The organism is Paenibacillus sp. Pae15 (assembly GCF_024519685.1).
GTDB lineage: Bacteria > Bacillota > Bacilli > Paenibacillales > NBRC-103111 > Paenibacillus_G > Paenibacillus_G naphthalenovorans.
The window spans coordinates 15,416-35,312 of record NZ_JALJRM010000038.1; the positions used below are offsets into that span (position 1 = coordinate 15,416).

The 19,897-nt window shown below is 53.5% G+C and carries 21 protein-coding genes; 6 read left to right on the top strand and 15 right to left on the bottom strand.

Annotated elements, in window-relative coordinates; translation table 11 throughout:
* Positions 1–99: 99 nt before the first annotated feature.
* Both NR121_RS22775 and NR121_RS22780 read left to right on the top strand, forming a co-directional pair.
* The gene (locus tag NR121_RS22775) at positions 100–675 is read left to right on the top strand and encodes an RNA polymerase sigma factor (RefSeq protein WP_054819461.1); all 576 of its coding nucleotides are present in this window, start codon (positions 100–102) and stop codon (positions 673–675) included.
* Positions 656–1,942 carry a hypothetical protein gene (locus tag NR121_RS22780; protein ID WP_062410710.1) on the top strand — a complete coding sequence of 429 codons (1,287 nt, stop codon included), beginning with the start codon at positions 656–658 and terminating at the stop codon, positions 1,940–1,942. The genes NR121_RS22775 and NR121_RS22780 overlap by 20 nt, the downstream gene beginning before the upstream one ends.
* A gap of 20 nt (positions 1,943–1,962) precedes the next feature.
* Here NR121_RS22780 and NR121_RS22785 read toward each other — a convergent pair whose 3' ends face one another.
* The 6 genes from NR121_RS22785 to NR121_RS22810 form a co-directional block, all read right to left on the bottom strand.
* Positions 1,963–3,075 carry a DUF3048 domain-containing protein gene (locus tag NR121_RS22785; protein ID WP_254777639.1) on the bottom strand — a complete coding sequence of 371 codons (1,113 nt, stop codon included), beginning with the start codon at positions 3,073–3,075 and terminating at the stop codon, positions 1,963–1,965.
* A 257-nt stretch (positions 3,076–3,332) separates the two neighbouring features.
* Complete coding sequence (gene trxA, locus NR121_RS22790; RefSeq protein WP_062410709.1) at positions 3,333–3,647, bottom strand: thioredoxin; 315 nt, start codon at positions 3,645–3,647, stop codon at positions 3,333–3,335.
* Between the two features lie 73 nt (positions 3,648–3,720).
* A complete protein-coding gene (locus NR121_RS22795; protein WP_054819451.1) occupies positions 3,721–4,110 on the bottom strand; it encodes a hypothetical protein in 390 nt (129 codons plus the stop codon).
* Positions 4,111–4,175: 65 nt separating this feature from the next.
* Entirely contained in the window at positions 4,176–4,607 is a 432-nt protein-coding gene (locus NR121_RS22800; RefSeq protein ID WP_054819450.1) for an RrF2 family transcriptional regulator, read from the bottom strand.
* A gap of 139 nt (positions 4,608–4,746) precedes the next feature.
* Positions 4,747–5,070, bottom strand: a complete 324-nt coding sequence (locus tag NR121_RS22805; RefSeq protein ID WP_137671233.1) for a hypothetical protein — start codon at positions 5,068–5,070, stop codon at positions 4,747–4,749.
* Positions 5,071–5,212: 142 nt separating this feature from the next.
* Positions 5,213–6,214: an ABC transporter substrate-binding protein gene (locus tag NR121_RS22810; RefSeq protein ID WP_062410705.1), complete on the bottom strand. Its 1,002-nt coding sequence runs from the start codon at positions 6,212–6,214 to the stop codon at positions 5,213–5,215.
* A 222-nt stretch (positions 6,215–6,436) separates the two neighbouring features.
* Between NR121_RS22810 and NR121_RS22815 the strand changes: the two genes are divergently transcribed.
* The 4 genes from NR121_RS22815 (at position 6,437) to NR121_RS22830 (ending at position 9,648) form a co-directional block, all read left to right on the top strand.
* Positions 6,437–7,450 (top strand): FecCD family ABC transporter permease, encoded by a 1,014-nt coding sequence (locus NR121_RS22815; protein ID WP_062410704.1) that lies wholly within the window; start codon positions 6,437–6,439, stop codon positions 7,448–7,450.
* Positions 7,447–8,502, top strand: a complete 1,056-nt coding sequence (locus tag NR121_RS22820) for a FecCD family ABC transporter permease (RefSeq protein WP_062410703.1) — start codon at positions 7,447–7,449, stop codon at positions 8,500–8,502. The genes NR121_RS22815 and NR121_RS22820 overlap by 4 nt, the downstream gene beginning before the upstream one ends.
* A gap of 52 nt (positions 8,503–8,554) precedes the next feature.
* Positions 8,555–9,397 (top strand): ABC transporter ATP-binding protein, encoded by an 843-nt coding sequence (locus tag NR121_RS22825; RefSeq protein WP_054819448.1) that lies wholly within the window; start codon positions 8,555–8,557, stop codon positions 9,395–9,397.
* 107 nt (positions 9,398–9,504) lie between these two features.
* Positions 9,505–9,648, top strand: coding sequence for a hypothetical protein (locus NR121_RS22830; RefSeq protein ID WP_160327411.1), 144 nt, complete (start codon positions 9,505–9,507; stop codon positions 9,646–9,648).
* A 43-nt stretch (positions 9,649–9,691) separates the two neighbouring features.
* Here the strand turns inward: NR121_RS22830 and NR121_RS22835 are convergent, their stop codons facing one another.
* The 9 genes from NR121_RS22835 to purQ all read right to left on the bottom strand — a co-directional run bounded on the left by NR121_RS22835 (position 9,692) and on the right by purQ (position 19,889).
* Complete coding sequence (locus tag NR121_RS22835; RefSeq protein ID WP_160327410.1) at positions 9,692–9,859, bottom strand: hypothetical protein; 168 nt, start codon at positions 9,857–9,859, stop codon at positions 9,692–9,694.
* 463 nt (positions 9,860–10,322) lie between these two features.
* Positions 10,323–11,582, bottom strand: coding sequence for a phosphoribosylamine--glycine ligase (purD, locus tag NR121_RS22840; RefSeq protein ID WP_062410701.1), 1,260 nt, complete (start codon positions 11,580–11,582; stop codon positions 10,323–10,325).
* A gap of 13 nt (positions 11,583–11,595) precedes the next feature.
* Positions 11,596–12,327 carry an IMP cyclohydrolase gene (locus NR121_RS22845; protein ID WP_054819446.1) on the bottom strand — a complete coding sequence of 244 codons (732 nt, stop codon included), beginning with the start codon at positions 12,325–12,327 and terminating at the stop codon, positions 11,596–11,598.
* Positions 12,328–12,357: 30 nt separating this feature from the next.
* The gene (locus tag NR121_RS22850; RefSeq protein ID WP_062410700.1) at positions 12,358–13,545 is read right to left on the bottom strand and encodes a phosphoribosylaminoimidazolecarboxamide formyltransferase; all 1,188 of its coding nucleotides are present in this window, start codon (positions 13,543–13,545) and stop codon (positions 12,358–12,360) included.
* Positions 13,542–14,174 carry a phosphoribosylglycinamide formyltransferase gene (gene purN / locus NR121_RS22855; protein WP_054819445.1) on the bottom strand — a complete coding sequence of 211 codons (633 nt, stop codon included), beginning with the start codon at positions 14,172–14,174 and terminating at the stop codon, positions 13,542–13,544. Before purN ends, NR121_RS22850 begins: the two co-directional genes overlap by 4 nt.
* On the bottom strand, positions 14,171–15,211 hold the full coding sequence (gene purM, locus NR121_RS22860; protein WP_062410699.1) for a phosphoribosylformylglycinamidine cyclo-ligase: 1,041 nt from the start codon (positions 15,209–15,211) through the stop codon (positions 14,171–14,173). The genes purN and purM overlap by 4 nt, the downstream gene beginning before the upstream one ends.
* 235 nt (positions 15,212–15,446) lie before the next feature.
* Positions 15,447–16,988 (bottom strand): amidophosphoribosyltransferase, encoded by a 1,542-nt coding sequence (purF, locus tag NR121_RS22865; RefSeq protein ID WP_082660949.1) that lies wholly within the window; start codon positions 16,986–16,988, stop codon positions 15,447–15,449.
* On the bottom strand, positions 16,973–19,216 hold the full coding sequence (purL, locus tag NR121_RS22870; protein WP_256831977.1) for a phosphoribosylformylglycinamidine synthase subunit PurL: 2,244 nt from the start codon (positions 19,214–19,216) through the stop codon (positions 16,973–16,975). The genes purF and purL overlap by 16 nt, the downstream gene beginning before the upstream one ends.
* Positions 19,194–19,889: a phosphoribosylformylglycinamidine synthase subunit PurQ gene (gene purQ / locus NR121_RS22875; RefSeq protein WP_054819444.1), complete on the bottom strand. Its 696-nt coding sequence runs from the start codon at positions 19,887–19,889 to the stop codon at positions 19,194–19,196. The genes purL and purQ overlap by 23 nt, the downstream gene beginning before the upstream one ends.
* Positions 19,890–19,897 lie beyond the last annotated feature (8 nt).

Sequence of the window (19,897 nt, forward strand, 5' to 3'; positions counted from 1 at the left end):
GGAAAGACAGAGGCAATCCGATGTACTCTCTCGACGTCTTTGGAATGCGTTGTTGAACCGGTACCGCCGGAAGATCGTCAAACATTTGAGGTGGCAGCTTTGGATTCGAAAGCAAATTTTGAATATTTGAAGCATTTGTCGGAAAGCTCGGATCCGAAGGCGATTCTGCATGAGTTGATGACGGCTTACGGCAAAGACGTATGGAACTATGCTTACAGCATGACCCGAAAGCGGGACCAGGCAGACGATATCACCCAAGAGGTGTTTATTAAGGTATACCGCAATCTTTACACATTCCGCTGCGAATCCTCCGTCAAAACATGGCTGCTTGCCATTACACGCAATATGACGCTCGATTACCTGAGATCGGCCTTTTACCGTAAAGTCACTTTGGTCGATTTCCTCACTTCTTTCGGCGAACAGGCAGCCGATTCTCAGCCGGAAAAAGAGGTCGTAGAGCGTATGGCCATTAACGAGATGTGGGAAATGGTGCTGAAGCTGCCCGTCAAATACAGAGAAGTGCTGATTCTTTATGCCCATCATCAGCTGTCCATGAAGGAAATAGCGGAGGTGCTGGGCGTCAGTGAAGGAACGGTCAAATCGAGGCTTTTCCATGCACGAAATAAAATTTCCCGGATGAAGGAGGATTGGAATCTTGGATCCGATGGACAATGAGCTTAAGATAAAACTGGCTGAGGGACCGCTCGGGAGGGAGGGCTTTACCGACGGCTTAAGACAGCGTATCGAAGCACGCATAGAAGAGGAAGGCAGCAGACCGAAGCCGCGGAAGACTGGGTTCGTCGCCGCCTGTGCCCTGCTTGCGGTCACGGTTATGCTCCTGTTCGTCGACGGAGAACGGCTGTCCTCTCTGCTGCGCATAAACCAATCGACGTACGATGAGCATTCGCAGCATGCCGCAGCGCCCGTTAAGGAAAGCTGGGAAGCTTCCATCCGTTCCGCTCTGCTGCTCGGTTTGCGTACGGACCTTCCCGCGGCCGGGAGCCAGGGGGAATACAGCACTTACCGTACCGTACTCATCGCCCCGGAGCACAATCGGCTGCAAAAAACCGCAGAAGGCGCAGGCATTCTTATGCCTTACAAAATGGACTTCTGGAAAATAGGGGGCCAGCGGATAGCCAACGAGGAGAAAGAGGCCTGGACCATTACCGCATCCAAAGCGGCGGCCAATCCGGCATTCGAGGATGAGCAGGTTTCCGCATTGGTTTCCGCCAAACCGGTTAAGCTGTCGGAGAAGCTCCTTTTTGCCGGGAACCGGTATATTACCGTAGCTCAAACCGTGCAATCCCGGGATCCTGCCTCCGGGAAGGCCGTCCAGTATGAATACGTTTGGGTCAAGGAGCTGCTGCAAATCGCGCCTACGAGGAAGGAAATATCGCTTACTCCGCTGGAAGAGCCCCACGTGTCGCTGCGCGGGCTGCTGGCCGCCTATGCCGAGCCGATCATTCAGGAGCTGAAGCCGAGGCTTCCCGTTCAGCCAGGGGAATCCGGCAGAGCTGCCGGAGCCGTGGATCTCTCGGGGGAAAGCTGGACTATCGTCCGCAAGCAAGGGCGGTGGATCGCGCAGCTGGCCGATTACGGTTCGGCGGAGAATCTTGATGGTAAGATCGGATACCGTTTGAAAGATGTGCCGATGGAACTGCCTGCATCTGTCGTCTCTCATGACGAGCTGGCGGTATCGTGGAGTGAAATCAAGCGGCTGCAGCCTTCGGCTGTCGACGTCTTTACTTCGCCAAAGCACGATTTTGTGGCAGTAGTCACGGACAGAAACATCATTATATACCCTTATATCGACCAGCTGATTCCGTCGCAGCTGATGACGATCCCGCTCCAGCCGAATGAATCGGTCGTTATGGCGCAGTGGGCGACGGACCGGTATGTCGAGTCCTGGAAACAGCAGGTGAAAGCCTTTTTAGAGCCGTAACGTAATCAAAAGGGCAGCGGCTACGGCTGCTGCCCGTAATTCACATGACTTTCAAACGATGGCGTATCGGGCACGATCATGATATGCGTCTGTCCCTGCTGCAAAACCGCCTCGCGGCCTAGATCCAAGAAACGGATCGGGTCGCTTTCTTTATCCCGTTTCCACTCCACCTTCTTCACCTTGCCCCGTTCAAACAGAAGCGCAGGGCCAGTCCCGATCAGTTTGACGTCGAGTCTTCCCTCGCTGTCCAGTGTCCGGTGTCTTGTCCCCATGACAACCACATTGGCCGCGGACAATTGTTCTTCGTTGTTCAGATCGATATGCTGCTTGCCGTTGATCGACCGTTTGTACAAACCGCTTGTCTGGTCAAATTCATAGGTCACCTTATAGCTTTGCATCAGAAACGTAATGTCTACCTTTGGCGCATCCTGCGCATCATTGGCCATGGCCGGGACGGCATCCGCATCCTTCTTCACAAAGCTGTACGCCGGTTGGGCGAGGGCATTAGCGGTAAAGCCTCGTTCCTGAGCAGTCTCCCGTATTTTCTCCAGGTCCGTATACAGATTATGTGGGGCCTTTCGGGAACGCTCCCTCCAAAAAGCGGCACCTGCGTTCGTAATTTCATCCAGCGCGTGGATGCGCTCTTTCTTCAGCTTTGAATAACCGTCAGGGCTTCCGCCCGCATGGACTTGAATCGCTCCGAATGATTTTCCGATCTCGATAAAATAAGGACGGATGCTTCGCACCGGTCCGACGGGATCCTTAGACCTGCTGCTTTGGAAAATGCCGACGATCCGGGTAATTTCCCCTTCGGCCAGCACCTCAAGCAGCATATCCGCTTGCGTCAGACCGCTTTGAGGCCTCGCCTGAGGGGCGTTGTTGATCATGACCATGATCGGTCTGTCCTCAATTTTCCTGTCGCTCGGCAGCCCCGTCAAAGGCGCCTGGAAGGCAGGTTCCGCTTTTGGAGGCGGCACTTTCGGCTCCACGACGACTGGCTTGACGGTTTCTGCCGGCGGATTCCCGGAGGTCTGGCAGCCCGCCGCTGTCAAGGCCAACCAGCCCGCCAGCAGCGCCATTCCTCCTTTCCGTCCCATGCGGCTCCATTTTTGTTTGCATTGCTTTGGTTTCAATTAACGTCACCTCATCTGCTTGTCCTCTAGTAAACTATATTCTATTAAACCTGTTTTTAGAATCCTTTTTTTTCAAATTAAGACAAAAACCACATCTTCCTTATATTCCATATCGGATGATGTGGCTCTTGGTTTCCTATATTTTTTCTTTTATGAAGCCGGTTCTTAACGTAACCCGGTCCCCGCTCCCACGAAAAAACCCGGCATTCCCATGATGACATGGAAATGCCGGGTTTGTTGTCCATCCGCTGAACCTCTTACAGCTGCTCCCGTACCCAAGCCTCCAGCTCGGCCAACGGTCTGAAGCCTATGTTCGTTCCAACCTCGACGCCGTCTTTGAACAGCTTCAAGGTCGGAATGCTCATGACTCCGTAGTTTCCAGCCGTTTGAGGATTGTCATCGACATTCACTTTGGCGATCGTAACCGCATCTCCAAGCTTTCCGTCAAGCTCCTCAAGCACCGGCGCGATCATTTTGCAGGGTCCGCACCAAGGCGCCCAGAAATCAACCAATACTACGCCTTCTTTTATGGTGTCTTTAAATTGTACGTCATTCACATTAACAATAGCCATGAGAATCCACTCCTATTCTATAATTTTGAAAATAAATAACGTAGTTATAGAGCATTTATTCCCCAACTCGCTGTTAATTCAAACGGGACGGGCGCTGCAAAAGAAAGTCCGTATCCATACGGTTCTGTCCCGACCGGTTCTCCGCCTCAACGGCGGCGGCTGCGGTGAGCTTGCCGCTCAGCTCCGCGAACCATTCCCGATCCCTGGTCATCAATGCGATTTCGATCAGCGAGCGCAGGGCAGCCTCGCCGGACGGCTCGTACTCGGACATCTTGGCGACCTTGGAAAGCTTGGCCTCGGCCCAATCTCCGATGATTTCCGGACGGTCGCATTGAGTGATCCGAACCTTGACCAGGCCATTACCTTCCACCGACTCCACATACCCGATAAAGCGTTCGTCCTCCAGCGTCGTACCGCTCACCCAATCGCCTTCGTTCACTTTCACATCATAGATTGAAGCCATACCAATCCCTCCTATGATCGATAATCTGCTACAAATTAAGTAACAGTTTGTACATAAAGCCGCGCTTACGTTTTCCCGCTCTGCACTTCCCGAATCCGGTTCAGCACATCATGGATCGTAACGCGGGACAGAAAGGCCAGCATCTGCTCCTCAGCCTCAGAGAATATTTGGTCCATCACGTCGGCCATATTGCATGCAATCATGCAATCCTCCTCCTCGTTCCCCGAGCACCAGGAAGGCTTGAGGGAACCGATCGAAGTAGCACGATAGATTTGCGCCAAAGTGACCTCAGCCGGGTTGCAGTTTAAGGCATATCCGCCTCCGGTGCCTTCCTTCGTAGCTACATAGCCTTGCTTCTTCAAACAGCTCATCACCTTCCGCACGCGGGCGGGATGAGTGCAGACATTCGCCGCAATCATATCGCTGGTGGCCATATGATCCGGCCGATAAGCAAGCAGCACCAGACTGTGTACCGCAATCGTAAATTCACTGTTCACGTCTGGTCTCCTCCTCTTTCGTCTTACTGTTATTATAATTATTACAGATTAACCTGTCAAGCAGGCTCCTCCCCTGCTTAACAAACGTGAAAAGAGCCGTTCCCGCTTGATGCGGAAACGGCTTTGGCAGAAAAGCGGCTTATTGATACATGCTGCCGCGGGCAAAGCTGGGTTGCTGAGGCTGCAGGCTCACTGTGCTCATTTGTGCGATCGATTGCTCTGCTTGATGACACATTTGCGAGATCTGCTGCATTTGTTGAACCGCCGTTTGGTGACCCTGCAGCGCCGTTTGAATCAGCTGAGCCGCCTGACGCTCCCGCTGGGCAAGCATTTCCAGCTGCTGCGCGTTCTGCTGCTCCTGCTGCAGCAGTCTTTGGTAATTCATGCTCGCTTGTTCTGTTTGCTGGATCAGCTGCCCGATGATGTGCTGGCATTGGTTCAATTGGTTAATGACATTGTGCATATCTTTGCATCCTCCTTGGGTTATAAAGTGGGCTGTTGTAAATTCCCATCCTATTGTGCTTTAACCGCCCGAAGGTTATGCAGGCCCAAAGAAAAAAACCGGCTCCTTCCCTGTCGGTAAGAGCCGGTCCGGTTTCATTGGCTTATGGTTGAATATCGTAGAATTTATACAAATCGTCCAGCAAAATGTTCGCGGCCTTCACCCCGCCGGCGGTGTTCCAGGTCACGTCGTTTACTTTAAACGCTTTGCCGTTCTTCACTACGTTCAAATTTTTCCATAACGGATCGTTGGTCCATTCCTGTTCCTGGTTGCTTCCCTTTCCGTCTCCGGTCTCATAAGTGAAATAGAACAATCGATCGGCGTCCACTTCCGGCAGACGCTCTTTGTTAATTTCAATTGCGAACGTTTCTTTATCCTTAAATTCAGTACGTGCAATGCCAATCTGCGAGAAAATGATTCCCGTAAACGTATCGTTCAGGTAAATTCTGGTTTTCCCCGCCATAAAACGAACGACAGACACTTTCTCCTTCAGCTTATCTCCGGCTTTCGATTTAAAGTCTTCGATCCGTTTGTCGAAGGCTGCGATAATTTTATCGCCTTCTTCCTTCTTGCCCACGGTTTCAGCATACAGCTTGAAATTGTTTTTCCATTCGCCGCGCAGCGTTTCAGAGAATACCGTCGGAGCGATCGCTTTCAGCTGTTCGTAGACTTTCTCCTGACGCATTTTATTGCCGATGATCAGATCCGGTTTAAGCGCGGCGATCATCTCCAGATTCGGCTGGCTTTCATCACCGACCACTTGAACGCCTTCCATGTCGGCTTTAATATGATCATACCAAGGTTTTCCGGTGAAAGACTTCACCGCGCCTACCGGCTTGATTCCCAATGCCAGCAGAGCTTCGGTTCCTTCATTTGTGAGAATGACGATCTTCTTCGGGTTTGCCGGCACCTCGGTTTCGCCCATCGCATGCTTGATTTTACGCGATCCTTCTGTTGTCCCCGCCTGTGTCCCCGCCTGATCCGCAGAAGGCTTGGGCTCGGCCGACTGCTTCGCCCCGCAAGCGGTTAACCATACGGTCATGAGCAGCATTGCAGCGAGAAATATCGCCGTTTTCCATTGAAATGATTTGCGTGTACTAAACATTGACTGGACCTCCCGGAAATTGAACAATGATGATAATGATTATCAATAACAAAGTAAATCATAATGGGGTATTCAAATATTGTCAATCTTTTTTTGATAATGATTCTCAGAATCATTGACAGCTGATAATGATTCTCATACAATGAGTTTAGTTCATTATTCTTGCATCATTCCTAAACGGATCAAAAGGTAACCTTACAACAGAGAGCAGGCTAATTTTTCATGCGCAAAAAACTTCATACTAACCTTTCCTTCAAAATCGGCGGTTTGGCTGCAGCCCTGCTGCTGCTCGTTGCATTTATGCTGGCAAGCGTCATGTTCGGCGTGAACCATTATTCATGGGACACCATCGTAGCGTCTTATACGCAGCCTGACGGTTCGAATGATCATCTCATCATCCAAACGTCCAGGATTCCGCGGGCGCTGATTGCCGCCATCGTCGGGGGGAGTCTTGCGGTGGCCGGAGCCCTTATGCAAGCGATCACGCGCAATCCTCTCGCTTCTCCAAGCATCTTCGGCGTGAATGCCGGTGCCGCTTTTGCTATCGTACTATCGGTCGCTTTTTTTGATGTGTCCGGCTTATCGCAATTTGCTTGGATCGCCTTTCTCGGGGCCGCCGTCAGTTCATGCGCCGTTTATTTGTTAGGTTCCGTAGGCAGGGATGGCTTGACGCCGATCAAAATAACGCTTGCCGGGTCAGCCATTACGGCTTTGTTCTCCTCGCTTACGCAGGGAATCCTGCTGGCGGACGGCAAAGCATTCGATCAGGTACTCTTCTGGCTCGTAGGCTCTGTCGCCGGACGGACGATGGAAATGCTGCTTTCGGTGCTTCCTTATATGCTCATCGCATTGGTCGGCGCACTGCTGCTGTCTCCCCATATCAATGTTCTGACAATGGGCGAAGACGTCGCCAAAGGCTTGGGGCAGCATACCCTGATCATCAAAGCCTCGGCGGCCGTCGTCATCGTTTTGCTTGCCGGTGGTTCCGTCGCAGTAGCGGGTCCTGTTGTGTTTGTCGGCATCATCGTGCCGCATATCGTCCGCTATCTCGTTGGCATCGATTACCGCTGGGTCCTTCCTTATTGCGCGGTGCTGGGGGCTTTGCTGCTGGTCGGCGCGGATATCGGCGCGAGGTTTATCGTCATGCCGAAGGAAGTACACGTCGGGGTAACCACTGCATTGATCGGTGTTCCCTTCTTTGTGTATATTGCACGCAAAGGAGGTCAATGGAGATGAGCGAAACCAAAAGCAAATACATTTCCGTGCGCAGTAAGGCGTATTCTTTTCTGGTCAGCAAAAAAGCGCTGCTCGTAACATCGGTCTTGTTCCTCGTTACGATCTTGGTGATGATTCTCAGCACAGGCATCGGAAGCGTATATGTCACGCCGGCGGATGTCGTCCGTTCTGTTCTCGGAATCGGAGCGGATACTAACGACACCATCATTCGCTCCTTGCGTTTGCCTCGCGTCGTCATTGCCGTCCTGATCGGGGCCTCGCTTGCAGTATCGGGCGCTATCCTCCAAGGGGTGGTACGCAATCCGCTGGCTTCCCCCGATACGATCAGCATCACCGGCGGAGCTACGTTCGGAGCCGTTTCGTTTTTTTTCTTTTTATCCGAGAGAGCAAGTATTCAATGGCTTCCTTTAACCGCGATCATCGGAGCGTTTCTGGCAACGGTCGTCGTGTACTTACTCTCGTGGAAAAACGGCGGAGTCACCCCGCTTCGCCTTGTGCTCATCGGAATCGGGTTCACGGCGGCCATGAGTTCCTTATCTTACATGCTGATGATTTCCGCCCCCATCGTGATGGCGAATCAATCACTTACGTTCATGACCGGGAGCATTTACGGGGTTTCTTGGGACGGAGACGTGCTTCCGCTTCTGCCTTGGGTAACGATTCTGCTGCCGGCGGTATTCATTTACTCCCGGCACGTCAATATTCAAGAGCTCGGCGAGGATGTGGCGCGCAGCGTCGGCAGTTCTGTGCAGCGGCAGCGTATGCTGCTGATTTTGCTCAGCGTCGCGCTGGCCGGTGCGGCCGTTGCATTCGGCGGGGCCATCGGCTTCATCGGATTGATGGCGCCGCATATGGCACGCAAACTGGTGGGACCGGCTTTTGGCGCTTTGCTGCCGGTGTCGGCGCTGATCGGAGCGCTCATCCTGCTGCTGGCTGATCTTGCAGGACGTTCGCTATTTACGCCGCTGGACATTCCTGCCGGAGTGTTCACCGCCTGCATCGGTGCACCTTTCTTTATTTATTTGTTATATCACAGCCGCAATCGCGGATAATTGAATATCCACAATCTCTTTGCCAAAAAAGCGAATGAAGGAGAAGATTCCTATGACCGCCATTCAATCGAACGACCTGTGTCTCAGCTACGGTGAAACTTGTATCTTCCAGGACCTGAACATCTGCCTGCCCAAAGGAAAAATTACCGTATTTATCGGCAGCAACGGCTGCGGCAAATCGACGCTGTTGCGTTCGCTCGCCCGGCTGTTGACGCCGAAAAGCGGCCAGGTGGTACTGGACGGCAGCGATATCGCTACTTTGAAGACGAAGGAAGTCGCACGGCGAATGGCTATGCTCCCGCAAGGTCCGTCGGCTCCGGAAGGACTAACTGTGCTTCAGCTCGTCAAGCAAGGACGGTATCCGTATCAGAATTGGCTGCAGCAGTGGTCGAAAGAAGACGAATCGATGGTTCAACGGGCGCTGGAGCTCACCAACATGAAGCACCTTGCCGAACGTTCCGTCGACTCTCTGTCCGGCGGTCAAAGACAGCGCGCATGGATCGCCATGACACTGGCTCAAGGGACTCCGACCATTTTACTCGACGAACCAACAACGTACCTTGACCTTGCTCACCAGATTGAGGTACTCGACCTGCTGTTCGATCTGAACGTACGGGAGCGGCGCACCATTGTCATGGTACTGCACGATATCAATCTGGCTTGCCGGTATGCGGATAATATTGTGGCCATCAAGGACCGGAAGGTATGGGCGGAAGGACAGCCGCAGGACGTGATCACCGAAGAACTGATTAACAGTGTGTTCGATCTGGAATGCCGTATTATCGAAGATCCGTTGTTCGGCACCCCGATGGTGGTTCCTTACGGCAGCGGCAAACAGCCAGGACAGCTTCATGGCGCTTCAGATACGGAGACGCCTGCCGCATTAGTGGTATAACAATTCAAACGCTGAGCTCTGCGATGAGTCTCAGCGTTTTTTATTTTGCGTATCCTTGATGACCTTGGACACAGTTGGGAAAAATAAAAGGAGATCTTGAAAGGAGCGTGTCCCAAGCAATGCATTCGTTCATGTATTTCATGCAGCACCACTGGCTATCGGTTGTGCTGATCACCGGGATTGTCCTTGCCGCCGTGTTCGTGTATAAATACTGGGATCATATCGTCATTAAGGGCAGCGGCAGAAAATGAGCCGCCGGAGTTCCCGGGCTTATAGCCCCCGGCCATAAGCCCTTTATCCGAATGAAGTCACACCGGTAACTAATTTATGTACGGCGGCCGCGGCAATACATCCGATCAGCAGGCAGTAGAACAGCTTGACCATGAGCCTATCCGTCCTGTCCTCCACCGACATATATCCGTTCATGGTCAGCACAAAAATCGCCGTCAATGCAAATAACATAATGCTTTCTCTTTGCTTTGAACCGCTGATGAAGCTGATTAGCAAATGGAAACAGATCAGAGAAATAAATAACTGATTGAAAATGCCTCGAGCCTTTTCTTTTTGCCTGTTCAAAGAGGAAATAGAAAAGAAAAACAGGCCTAAAAAAAGTAAACAGCCTGCATATACCATCATTCTGGAAACTGCATCATACGTCATTGTCATATGAAAGAGAAAAAGATACACTTGAAATAAAATCAGCTTTATGACATCATGAAGTACCTCTTTATTACGGAATCCATGCATACGGTATCAACTTCCTTATCTTCACTGAAATGGATCTATTAAAATATATACTCGCAGCGGTTCCCCCTTATGCTAGTTTTCTAGTAATATTTTTGCCATGCTGTTTTCGATATGCCTTAGACCATACTAAAAAAAGCCGGATTTGAAGGCTATGCCCTCAAATCCGGCGTTATTTGTTTTATACTAAAGCTTTCTTTGCAATATCCGTCCGATAGTGTTTTCCCTGGAAACGGATGCGGTCGGCTTCCGCATAGGCTTTGGCACGAGCTTCCGCGATATCGCGGCCCAGTGCGGTTACGCCAAGCACCCTGCCGCCGCTGGTGACGATGCTTCCATCCTTCACAGCGGTCCCGGCATGAAACACGAGCGCATCTTGAACCTCGTCCAACCCTTCGATCGGCAGCCCTTTCGAGTACGATCCCGGATAGCCCTCGGAAGCGAGAATGACGCATACCGCAGCTTCGTCGCTCCACTCGATGTTCATCCGGTCGAGACATCCGTTGATCGCAGCAAGGAAAATGTCCAGCAGATCGGTCTTCAGCCGAGGCAGCACGACCTGTGTCTCCGGGTCGCCGAAGCGTGCGTTGAATTCAATCGTCTTCGGTCCATTCGGCGTAAGCATCAGTCCCGCGAACAACACGCCGCAGAACGGTCGGCCTTCGGCTACCATGGCCTTGGCCGTAGGCTTGATGATCGTTTCAATCGCCTCATCGATAATCGACTGCGGAATGTGCGGCAGCGGTGTATACGTGCCCATACCGCCCGTATTCGGTCCTTTATCATTATCGAAAACCGGCTTATGGTCCTGTGCCGGAACCATCGGACGTACCGTTTCCCCGTCTACGAACGACAGGATGGACATTTCTTGTCCGGTCAGAAATTCCTCGATCACCACCTGGTTGCCGGACTCGCCGAATACTTTGGCAACCATGATGTCGTGCAGCGCCTTCTCCGCTTCTTCCAGCGTCTGAGCCACCACAACGCCTTTGCCCGCGGCCAGACCGTCTGCCTTAATGACTATCGGCGCCTTTTGCTTACGAAGATAGGCCGCGGCATCCTCATAGTTGTCAAAGGATTCATAAGCCGCCGTCGGAATGTTGTATTTTTTCAGCAGCTGCTTGGTAAACACTTTGCTTCCTTCAATGATCGCCGCATTCTTTCGGGGACCGAAAACCGGAATTTGCTTGGCCTCCAGATGGTCGACAATGCCCTCGTACAACGGGTCATCCGGTCCGATCACGACGAGGTCGATCGAACGGTCGATCGCAAATTGGGCGATCTCTTCAAATTGATTCACCTGGATAGGCACACATTCAGCCACACCGGCGATGCCTCCGTTGCCCGGCGCACAGAACAACTCCTGCACTTTCGGACTTTTTTTGAGCGCCCAACAAATCGCATGCTCGCGGCCGCCGCCGCCCACTACCAATATCCGCACGTTTGGCTCCCCCTTAATCTTTGTTTACGATCAGCAGCTCGGTCTCTCCGCTTCCGAGGCGAATCGTTTTGACCAGCAGTGAAATTTTATTTTCGTCGTTCAAAACGTGCCAGTAGGTGTCCGCGATTTGCTTCGCATCATTTTGAAGCGGAACGAGCGCCGGCTCGCCTTGGAAGGAAGGCAGCGGGTTTCCGTCGCCCGCATACGTATGGATGCAGTGACCGAAGCCGGGAAGTGCCTTCTCATAAGTATAGGTATGCCGAAGCGTCTGTTCTTCCGTATTGTCGCCGGACTTCAAAATTGACAGCTTGTAGGCAAACTGACCGTCCTTCAGATCTACGAGACCGCTGATGCGGGGAGTGAAATTCGGCGCATCCGGTTCGTACGTCCGGGTAGCCAGCGCAATCTCGAAAGATCCGCCCGCCTGCAGCGCTTCATGAATCGTATTGGTCTGGTCGCCGTTGGTCACAATATGCGCCCCGTTCACATGCTTGACCGGGTAATAGATGATCAGTGAAGGATCCGTCAGCTTCGCCGGATCTTTCGCTTCCGTGCGGACAAACCCGTTCTCTTCTTGAACAAACACGCGGTTACGGCTGTTTTCGCTGCGTCCCATAATCCAGTAAACCTGTACCAGACGCGTGCCGTCCGGCGTTAAACCGATCACGATCCCGCGGCCGGGATAAGCATTCTCTTTCAAACCATTTAGATATTGATCCGCTTTTGCGGCTCTATTCGTCGACACGTTGTTTTCCTCCCCGGTTTAATGGCTTGCTTAGTGGTGGAACAGACGAACGCCGGAATACATCATGACCATTCCGTAATCGTTGGCCGCCTGCACGACTTCCTCGTCCCGCATCGAGCTTCCCGCCTGTACGACGTATTTCACGCCGCTGCGGCTGGCGCGATCCAGATTATCGCGGAACGGAAGGAAAGCATCCGAACCGTAAGAAACGCCCTGCAGCTTGTTCAGCCACTCCCGCTTCTCTTCACGCGACAAGCGCGCCGGCACCTCTTCGAAGCAAGCTTCCCAAGCGGCTTGCTCCACCGAGGTCAACTCCTCTTCAAGCCAAAGGTCGATCGCATTGTTCTGCTCTGCACGGGATAAGCCTTGACGGAATTTCATGTTCAGGGCCGTTGGATGCTGGCGAAGAAACCAACGGTCAGCTTTGTCTCCCGCCAGCCTCGTACAGTGAATCCGCGACTGCTGCCCGGCTCCGATGCCGATGGTTTGGCCGTCCAGCGTATAGCAAATAGAATTGGATTGCGTATATTTGAGGGTGACAAGGGCAACTAAAAGATCCCGCTTCGCATGTTCCGGCAGCTCTTTGTTCTTCGTAACGATTTTTTCCAGAGCCGATTCATCAATGACCGCGTCGTTGCGTTCCTGCTGCAGTGTAAGACCGAACAGGGTGCGGGTTTCGATCGGATTCGGCACATAGTCAGGATCAATCTGAAGAATCAGATAGCCTCCGTTCTTTTTAGCCTTGAGTATTTCCAGCGCCTCGTCCGTGTAGCCGGGCGCCACAACAAGATCGGATACCTCCCGCTTCAACAACTGAGCCGTCGAAGCATCCACGATATCGCTAAGTGCGGCGGCGTCGCCGAATGAGGACATACGGTCGGCGCCGCGGGCACGCGCATAGGCCGTCGCCAGAGGAGAAAGCTCCAGACCTTCAACGAAGTAAGCCTTCTTCAGTTCGGGTGACAGCGGAGCGGCAACGGCAGCCCCTGCCGGGCTTACATGCTTGAAGGATGCGGCCGCAGGGAGTCCGGTAGCACGGCGCAATTCGCGGGCCAGCTGAAACCCGTTGAGGGCATCCAGCAAATTGATGAAGCCGGGATCGCCGTTCAGAACCTTAACCGGCAGTGCTCCTTCACTAATGAGCTTCGCTTGTTTTTGATGCGGATTCATTCCGTACCGCAGATTCAACACGTTCTTAGAGCTTGTCGTTTGGCTCATGGTGTTATCCCATCCTTTGGTTTATGATCAGCAGCTTGTTCCAGGTGGATGCTGCCGTCGCAAATGCCTTGTATCACTTCCGGATACAGCCGGTGCTCTATTTGGTGTATGCGTTCGGTGATCGACGCCTCCGTATCGCCGGGCTGAACGTCGATCGCGCGTTGAGCCAGGATAGGCCCGCTATCGAGCCCTCCATCGACCAGATGCACCGTCACTCCGGTGACCTTCACGCCGTGACGGAGCGCTTGTCCCACCGCGTCAAGCCCCGGAAAAGACGGCAGCAGCGAGGGATGGATATTGATCATACGTCCCCAATACGCATCCACCAATACCTTGGTAATAATTCGCATATATCCCGCAAGAACGACAAGATCGACGTTCCTTAGCTGCAGCTGTTGTAAAATTTCACGCTCATACGCTTCTCGGGAGGCATACTCTTTCGGGTTAAACGCAAATACAGGGATACCGGCCGCTTCCGCCCTCTCCACTACCTTGGCCTTAGGGCGGTCACAAACCAAAAGCTCGATGCGTGCATCGAGCCGTCCTTCCTTCACCGCATCCGCAATCGCTTGAAAATTGCTTCCGTTCCCCGATGCGAACACGGCAATGCCGAGAGGAGCCCTTCTCATACGGCTGCCCCGTTAAATGTGACAATGCGCTCCCCTGCCGTTACACGTCCAAGCGTATAGGCCTTTTCACCGTGACGCTCGAATAGCTCCGCCGCTTTCGCCGCTTGGTCTTCGGCTACGATAACGACCATCCCGATCCCCATGTTGAACGTACGGAACATATCGTTATTGCTGATTTCGCCTTCTTGCTGCATCAGTTCAAAAATCGGAAGAATCGGCCATGAACCATAATCAATCTCCACGTTCACGCCTTCAGGCAGCACGCGCGGAATATTCTCCAGGAAGCCTCCACCGGTAATGTGCGCCATGCCCTTGATCTCTACCTGCTCCAGAACGGCAAGCACCGGTTTGACATAAATCTTCGTCGGCGCCAGGAGCGTATCGCCGAGACTCCCGCCCAATGCCTCTACGTGATCGTGCAGGCTGTAACCCTTCTCCTCCAGCAGAAGCTTGCGGACAAGCGAGAAGCCGTTGCTGTGCACGCCGCTTGAAGCCAGGCCAAGCACAACATCTCCCGGACGAATCGTCTTGCCGTCGATGATCTTCTTTTTGTCTACGACACCGACGGTAAAGCCGGCGATATCGTATTCGCCTTCGCTGTACATGCCCGGCATCTCCGCCGTTTCGCCGCCGATCAAAGCACATCCCGATTGCACGCAGCCATCGCTGATGCCCTTGACGATCGCTTCGATTTTCTCGGGAATGACCTTGTCGCAAGCGAGATAATCGAGGAAAAAGAGCGGCTCCGCTCCCTGTACCACGATGTCGTTCACACACATCGCCACGGCATCGATGCCGATCGTATCGTGTTTATCCATCGCGAACGCGATTTTGAGCTTCGTGCCGACTCCGTCGGTTCCAGAGACAAGCACCGGCTCTTCATATTTATCTTTGTTCAAGCCGAACAGTCCGCCGAAACCGCCGAGCTCCGTCAATACTTCCGGTCGGAACGTCGTCTTGACGTGCTTCTTCATACGTTCCACCGCTTCGTTACCGGCTGCGATGTCAACACCGGCCTTTTTATATGCATCGGACACTTGGTATTTCCTCCCCAAATCGATATGACCCTAATTTCGCCGCTGTGCGACGCCTAAATCATCGTTACACCGCCCGCGCAATGCAGTAGTTGGCCGCCTTGTGGTTTTTACTAGCCATCTGAACGCCAATCGAGGCTAGCCGCGCGGATTGCTGCGCTGTTTTTCACCCTTACAGCTTCGAGACTGAGGGCCGCTGCACGGTCCCTGCCCCGTCACTTTTCAAGCACGATCCGCCTCAATCGCAGCCACAGCTGAGCGCGGCTTCGTCTGGGACCGGCGTCGGATAATGGTTGTCGAAGCAAGCGGTGCAATGCCCGCGGTTGTATTCGCCGCCGGGACGGCCAATGGCCGTGAGCAAGCCTTCCTTGCTCAGGAAGTGAAGAGAATCCGCGTTGATCGCCTGGCGAATCTCTTCCACCGACTTCACCGCGGCAATAAGCTCCTTGCGGCTGGGCGTATCGATGCCGTAGAAGCACGGGTTTTGAAACGGCGGCGAACTGATCCGCACGTGCACCTCCGAAGCACCCGCTTCGCGGAGCAGATTCACGATGCGCAAGGACGTCGTCCCGCGCACGATCGAGTCGTCGATCATGACGACGCGTTTGCCTTCCACAATGCTGCGTACCGCAGACAGCTTCATTTTCACGCCCTGCTCGCGCAGCTCTTGGCTCGGCTGGATGAACGTCCGGCCGGTATAGCGGTTTTTGATCAGCCCCAGCTCATAGGGGATGCCTGTCTGCTCGGCGTAACCGATAGCGGCAGAGATGCTGGAGTCCGGCACACCGGTGACGACATCCGCATCGACGAACGATTCGATCGCCAGCTGGCGCCCCATGCGTTTGCGCGCGGAGTGAATGTTCGTCGAATCGATGTCGCTGTCCGGCCGGGCAAAATAAATGTATTCCATCGCGCAAATGGCGCGCTGTTTAATCGGTGAGAAACGGTCTTCCGTCAATGTGCCGGTCTTGAGGTCCATGACCAACAGTTCGCCGGGTTCAATGTCCCGATAGTACTGGCCGCCGACCGTATCGAATGCGCACGACTCGGATGCGAACAGCTTAGCGGTTCCAAGACGGCCCATGACAAAGGGACGCAGCCCATATGGGTCCCTTGCGGCAATGAGCTTATCCTTGGTCATGAAAAGGAACGCATAGGCGCCCTCTACCTTCAGGAGCGTTTCTTTCACGGCGCTGACAATATCGTCGTGCTTGGAACGCGCAATCAAGTGCGCAACGACTTCCGTATCGCTCGTTGTTTGGAAGATGGAGCCTTCCTTCTCCAACTGGCGCTTGATGGCCGGGGCATTGGTCAGGTTGCCGTTCGTTGCAATCGCCAGGTCCCCTTCCCGATACTTGAATACGAGCGGCTGCGCATTGGCCAGCTTGCTTTCGCCCGACGTAGAGTAACGCACGTGGGCGATCGCGTTGGAGCCAACCAACGTTCCAAGGTTTTCGTTATTGAACACTTCCTTCACGAGACCCATGCCGCGATGATAGTTGAACGAATCTCCTCCGGTTACGCAGATTCCCGCACTCTCCTGGCCGCGATGCTGGAGAGCATGCAAGCCGTAGTAGGAAAGCGAGGCCGCTTCGGAGTGGCCGAACACTCCGAAGACACCGCACTCTTCTCTCAGCTTATCGAACAGTCCGTCATGGCTGCTGCCGACCCCTTCATTATAATAATCTCCGGTCCACAGCTTCGGCACCTTGACGGAACTCGCCCCTTTGCCCTTGATATTGCCTAGTCCTTGTCCGCCGACTCTCAGTTCATCAGACATGGAATCGCATCCTTCCAAACCTTTTCTAGTTGTGTTACAGATGCATCAATAACCGATTTTCCATTGACTTGAACGTTCAATTCCTGTCCGCCAACCGTACCCAATACCTGCACAGGTACGCCCGCTTCCGACAGCAGCTTCTGCAGTTCTTCCGCCTTGTCCGGCGCGGCGCTGAGCAGAATGCGCGACTGGCTTTCGCTAAACAGCGCTACGTCATTGCGCAGTTCGCTGACAAAGTTCACCTTTGCACCGATCTTCCCGCTAATACAGCTCTCTGCCAATGCCACGGCCAGACCGCCTTCCGACAAGTCGTGAGCGGAGGCTACAAGTCCGCTTTGAATCGCACGCAGCACGGCATTCAGCAGCGTTTGCTCCACATCGAGGTCGATCTGCGGCGGACGGCCTTCCGTTACGCCGTGCAAAACGTATTGGAACTCGCTGCCGCCAAGTTCCGCTTTCGTCTCGCCAAGCAAGAGAACGATATCGCCTTCGCGTTTAAAGCTCTGTGTCGTAATATGGTCGATATCATGAACCAGACCGACCATACCGACAACCGGAGTCGGGTAAATCGCACCTTTGGCGTTCTCGTTGTACAAGCTGACATTTCCTCCGATTACCGGCGTATTCAGCTTGCGGCATGCTTCCGCCATCCCGTCGACCGCTTTCTCCAGCTGCCAGAAAATTTCCGGCTTCTCCGGACTGCCGAAGTTCAGGTTATCCGTAATGGCCAGTGGCTCCGCTCCCGAGCACACGTTGTTCCGAGCCGCTTCAGCTACGGCGATGCGTCCGCCAACCTCAGGATCCAGGTAGACAAAACGTCCGTTGCAGTCCGTCGACATTGACAGCGCCTTACGGGAGCCGCGAATCGTGATCACCGCCGCATCCGAGCCCGGTTGAACCGCGGTCGAAGTCCGCACCATATAATCATATTGGTTGTATATCCATTCCTTGCTGGCTACCGTAGGCGATGCCAATACCTTCATGAGCGCATCGTTCAGATCGGTAACCTCAGGGTAGCGAAGGGTGTCGATACGGCCGTTTTCCTCATAATAAGCAGGCACAGCCGAAGGCTTATGGTACATCGGAACATCGTCCACAAGCGCTTTAACCGGCATATTGCCGACCAGCTCGCCCTTATGGTAAAGCTTCAGGTTGCCGTCATCCGTCACCTTACCGACCTTATGACAAGGTAAGCCCCAACGTTCAAAAATCGCTTTCGCCTGCGCTTCATGCTCGGGCTTCACCACGAACAGCATCCGTTCCTGGGATTCTGACAGCATCATCTCGTAAGGCGTCATGCCTTCTTCGCGCTGCGGCACCTCATCGAGGTAAAGCTCCATGCCGTTGCCCGCTTTGCTGGCCATCTCGGAGCTGGAACAGGTAAGCCCGGCGGCGCCCATATCTTGAATGCCGACAACGATTCCCGAGTTGATCAGCTCAAGGCAGGCTTCGAGCACCAGCTTCTCCATGAACGGATCGCCGACTTGAACGGCCGAGCGCTTGGATTCCGACTTTTCAGACAAATCCTCGGAAGCGAACGTCGCCCCGTGAATGCCGTCGCGTCCTGTTGACGGACCCACGTAGAATACCGGGTTGCCGACGCCTTTGGCCACGCCTTTTTGAATTTTGTCATGCTCAATGATACCGACACACATCGCGTTGACGAGCGGATTGCCCTCATAGCTCTCGTCGAACATCACTTCGCCGCCCACCGTCGGAATTCCGATACAGTTACCGTACCCCGCAATGCCCGATACGACGTTCTCAAATAAATATTTCACGCGATCGTTGGTCAGCTTGCCGAAACGCAGGCTGTTCAATAAAGCAACCGGACGCGCGCCCATCGAGAAAATATCGCGGATAATGCCGCCCACGCCGGTAGCCGCGCCTTGATACGGCTCAACGGCCGACGGGTGGTTGTGGCTTTCGATCTTAAACACCACCGCCTGGTTGTCTCCGATATCCACGATACCGGCCCCTTCACCAGGTCCCATCAGGACTTTTGGTCCACTGGTCGGGAATTTTTTCAATACCACCTTGGAGTTTTTGTAGGAGCAGTGCTCCGACCACATGACGCTGAATACGCCGATCTCTACGTAATTCGGTTTCCGTCCGAGGAACCCGCAAATCTGTTCATACTCCGAGTCTGTAACGCCGAACTGCCTGTAAATCTGCTGCTCTGCAATTTGTTCCGCTGTTGGTTCCTTAGCCGATAGCTGCTGCGCCATGCTTCTCCCTCCAAGTGCTCAATATCGATGTAAACATCCTCCGTCCGTCCGCCGAGCCCAAGATCTCATGCACCGCACGCTCCGGGTGAGGCATCATGCCAAGCACGTTGCCCTCACGGTTGCAAATCCCTGCAATATCGTCCACCGAACCGTTCGGATTGCTGCCTGCTTCATATCGGAAAACGACCTGGTTATTGGCCTTCAGCTCAGCCAGCGTCGCCTCGTCGCAGTAGTAATTGCCTTCGCCGTGAGCGATCGGAATGTTGATCAGTTCGCCCTTATTGTATTCTTTGGTGAAGGGGGTATCCGTGTTTTCCACTTGCAGAAGTGCCGCGTGGCAGCGGAACTTCAAGGACCGGTTGCGCAGCATCGCGCCTGGAAGCAGCCCCGATTCGAGCAAGATTTGGAATCCGTTGCAAATGCCGAGTATATATTTGCCTAGCGCCGCGGCTTGAACCAAAGCGTTCATCACAGGAGCAAACCGTGCGATAGCGCCTGTACGCAAATAATCGCCATAGGAAAAGCCCCCGGGAAGGATGATGCAGTCATATTTCGACAAATCCGTCTCTGTATGCCATACATAATCCACAGGCTGTCCGATCGTATCCTCCACCGCTTTATAGCAGTCGATATCGCAGTTGGAGCCCGGAAATACCAGTACCGCAAAATTCATTGTTCGTG

Bases quoted from the DNA above. Each gene is read 5' to 3' on its own strand.
- trxA (WP_062410709.1), bottom strand. From the start codon at position 3,647: ATGGCTATTGTTAATGTGAATGACGTACAATTTAAAGACACCATAAAA.
- NR121_RS22795 (WP_054819451.1), bottom strand. From the start codon at position 4,110: ATGGCTTCAATCTATGATGTGAAAGTGAACGAAGGCGATTGGGTGAGC.
- NR121_RS22805 (WP_137671233.1), bottom strand. From the start codon at position 5,070: ATGCACAATGTCATTAACCAATTGAACCAATGCCAGCACATCATCGGG.
- NR121_RS22810 (WP_062410705.1), bottom strand. From the start codon at position 6,214: ATGTTTAGTACACGCAAATCATTTCAATGGAAAACGGCGATATTTCTC.
- NR121_RS22815 (WP_062410704.1), top strand. From the start codon at position 6,437: ATGCGCAAAAAACTTCATACTAACCTTTCCTTCAAAATCGGCGGTTTG.
- NR121_RS22820 (WP_062410703.1), top strand. From the start codon at position 7,447: ATGAGCGAAACCAAAAGCAAATACATTTCCGTGCGCAGTAAGGCGTAT.
- NR121_RS22825 (WP_054819448.1), top strand. From the start codon at position 8,555: ATGACCGCCATTCAATCGAACGACCTGTGTCTCAGCTACGGTGAAACT.
- NR121_RS22835 (WP_160327410.1), bottom strand. From the start codon at position 9,859: ATGTTATTTGCATTGACGGCGATTTTTGTGCTGACCATGAACGGATAT.
- NR121_RS22850 (WP_062410700.1), bottom strand. From the start codon at position 13,545: ATGAGCCAAACGACAAGCTCTAAGAACGTGTTGAATCTGCGGTACGGA.
- purN (WP_054819445.1), bottom strand. From the start codon at position 14,174: ATGAGAAGGGCTCCTCTCGGCATTGCCGTGTTCGCATCGGGGAACGGA.
- purF (WP_082660949.1), bottom strand. From the start codon at position 16,988: ATGTCTGATGAACTGAGAGTCGGCGGACAAGGACTAGGCAATATCAAG.
- purL (WP_256831977.1), bottom strand. From the start codon at position 19,216: ATGGCGCAGCAGCTATCGGCTAAGGAACCAACAGCGGAACAAATTGCA.
- purQ (WP_054819444.1), bottom strand. From the start codon at position 19,889: ATGAATTTTGCGGTACTGGTATTTCCGGGCTCCAACTGCGATATCGAC.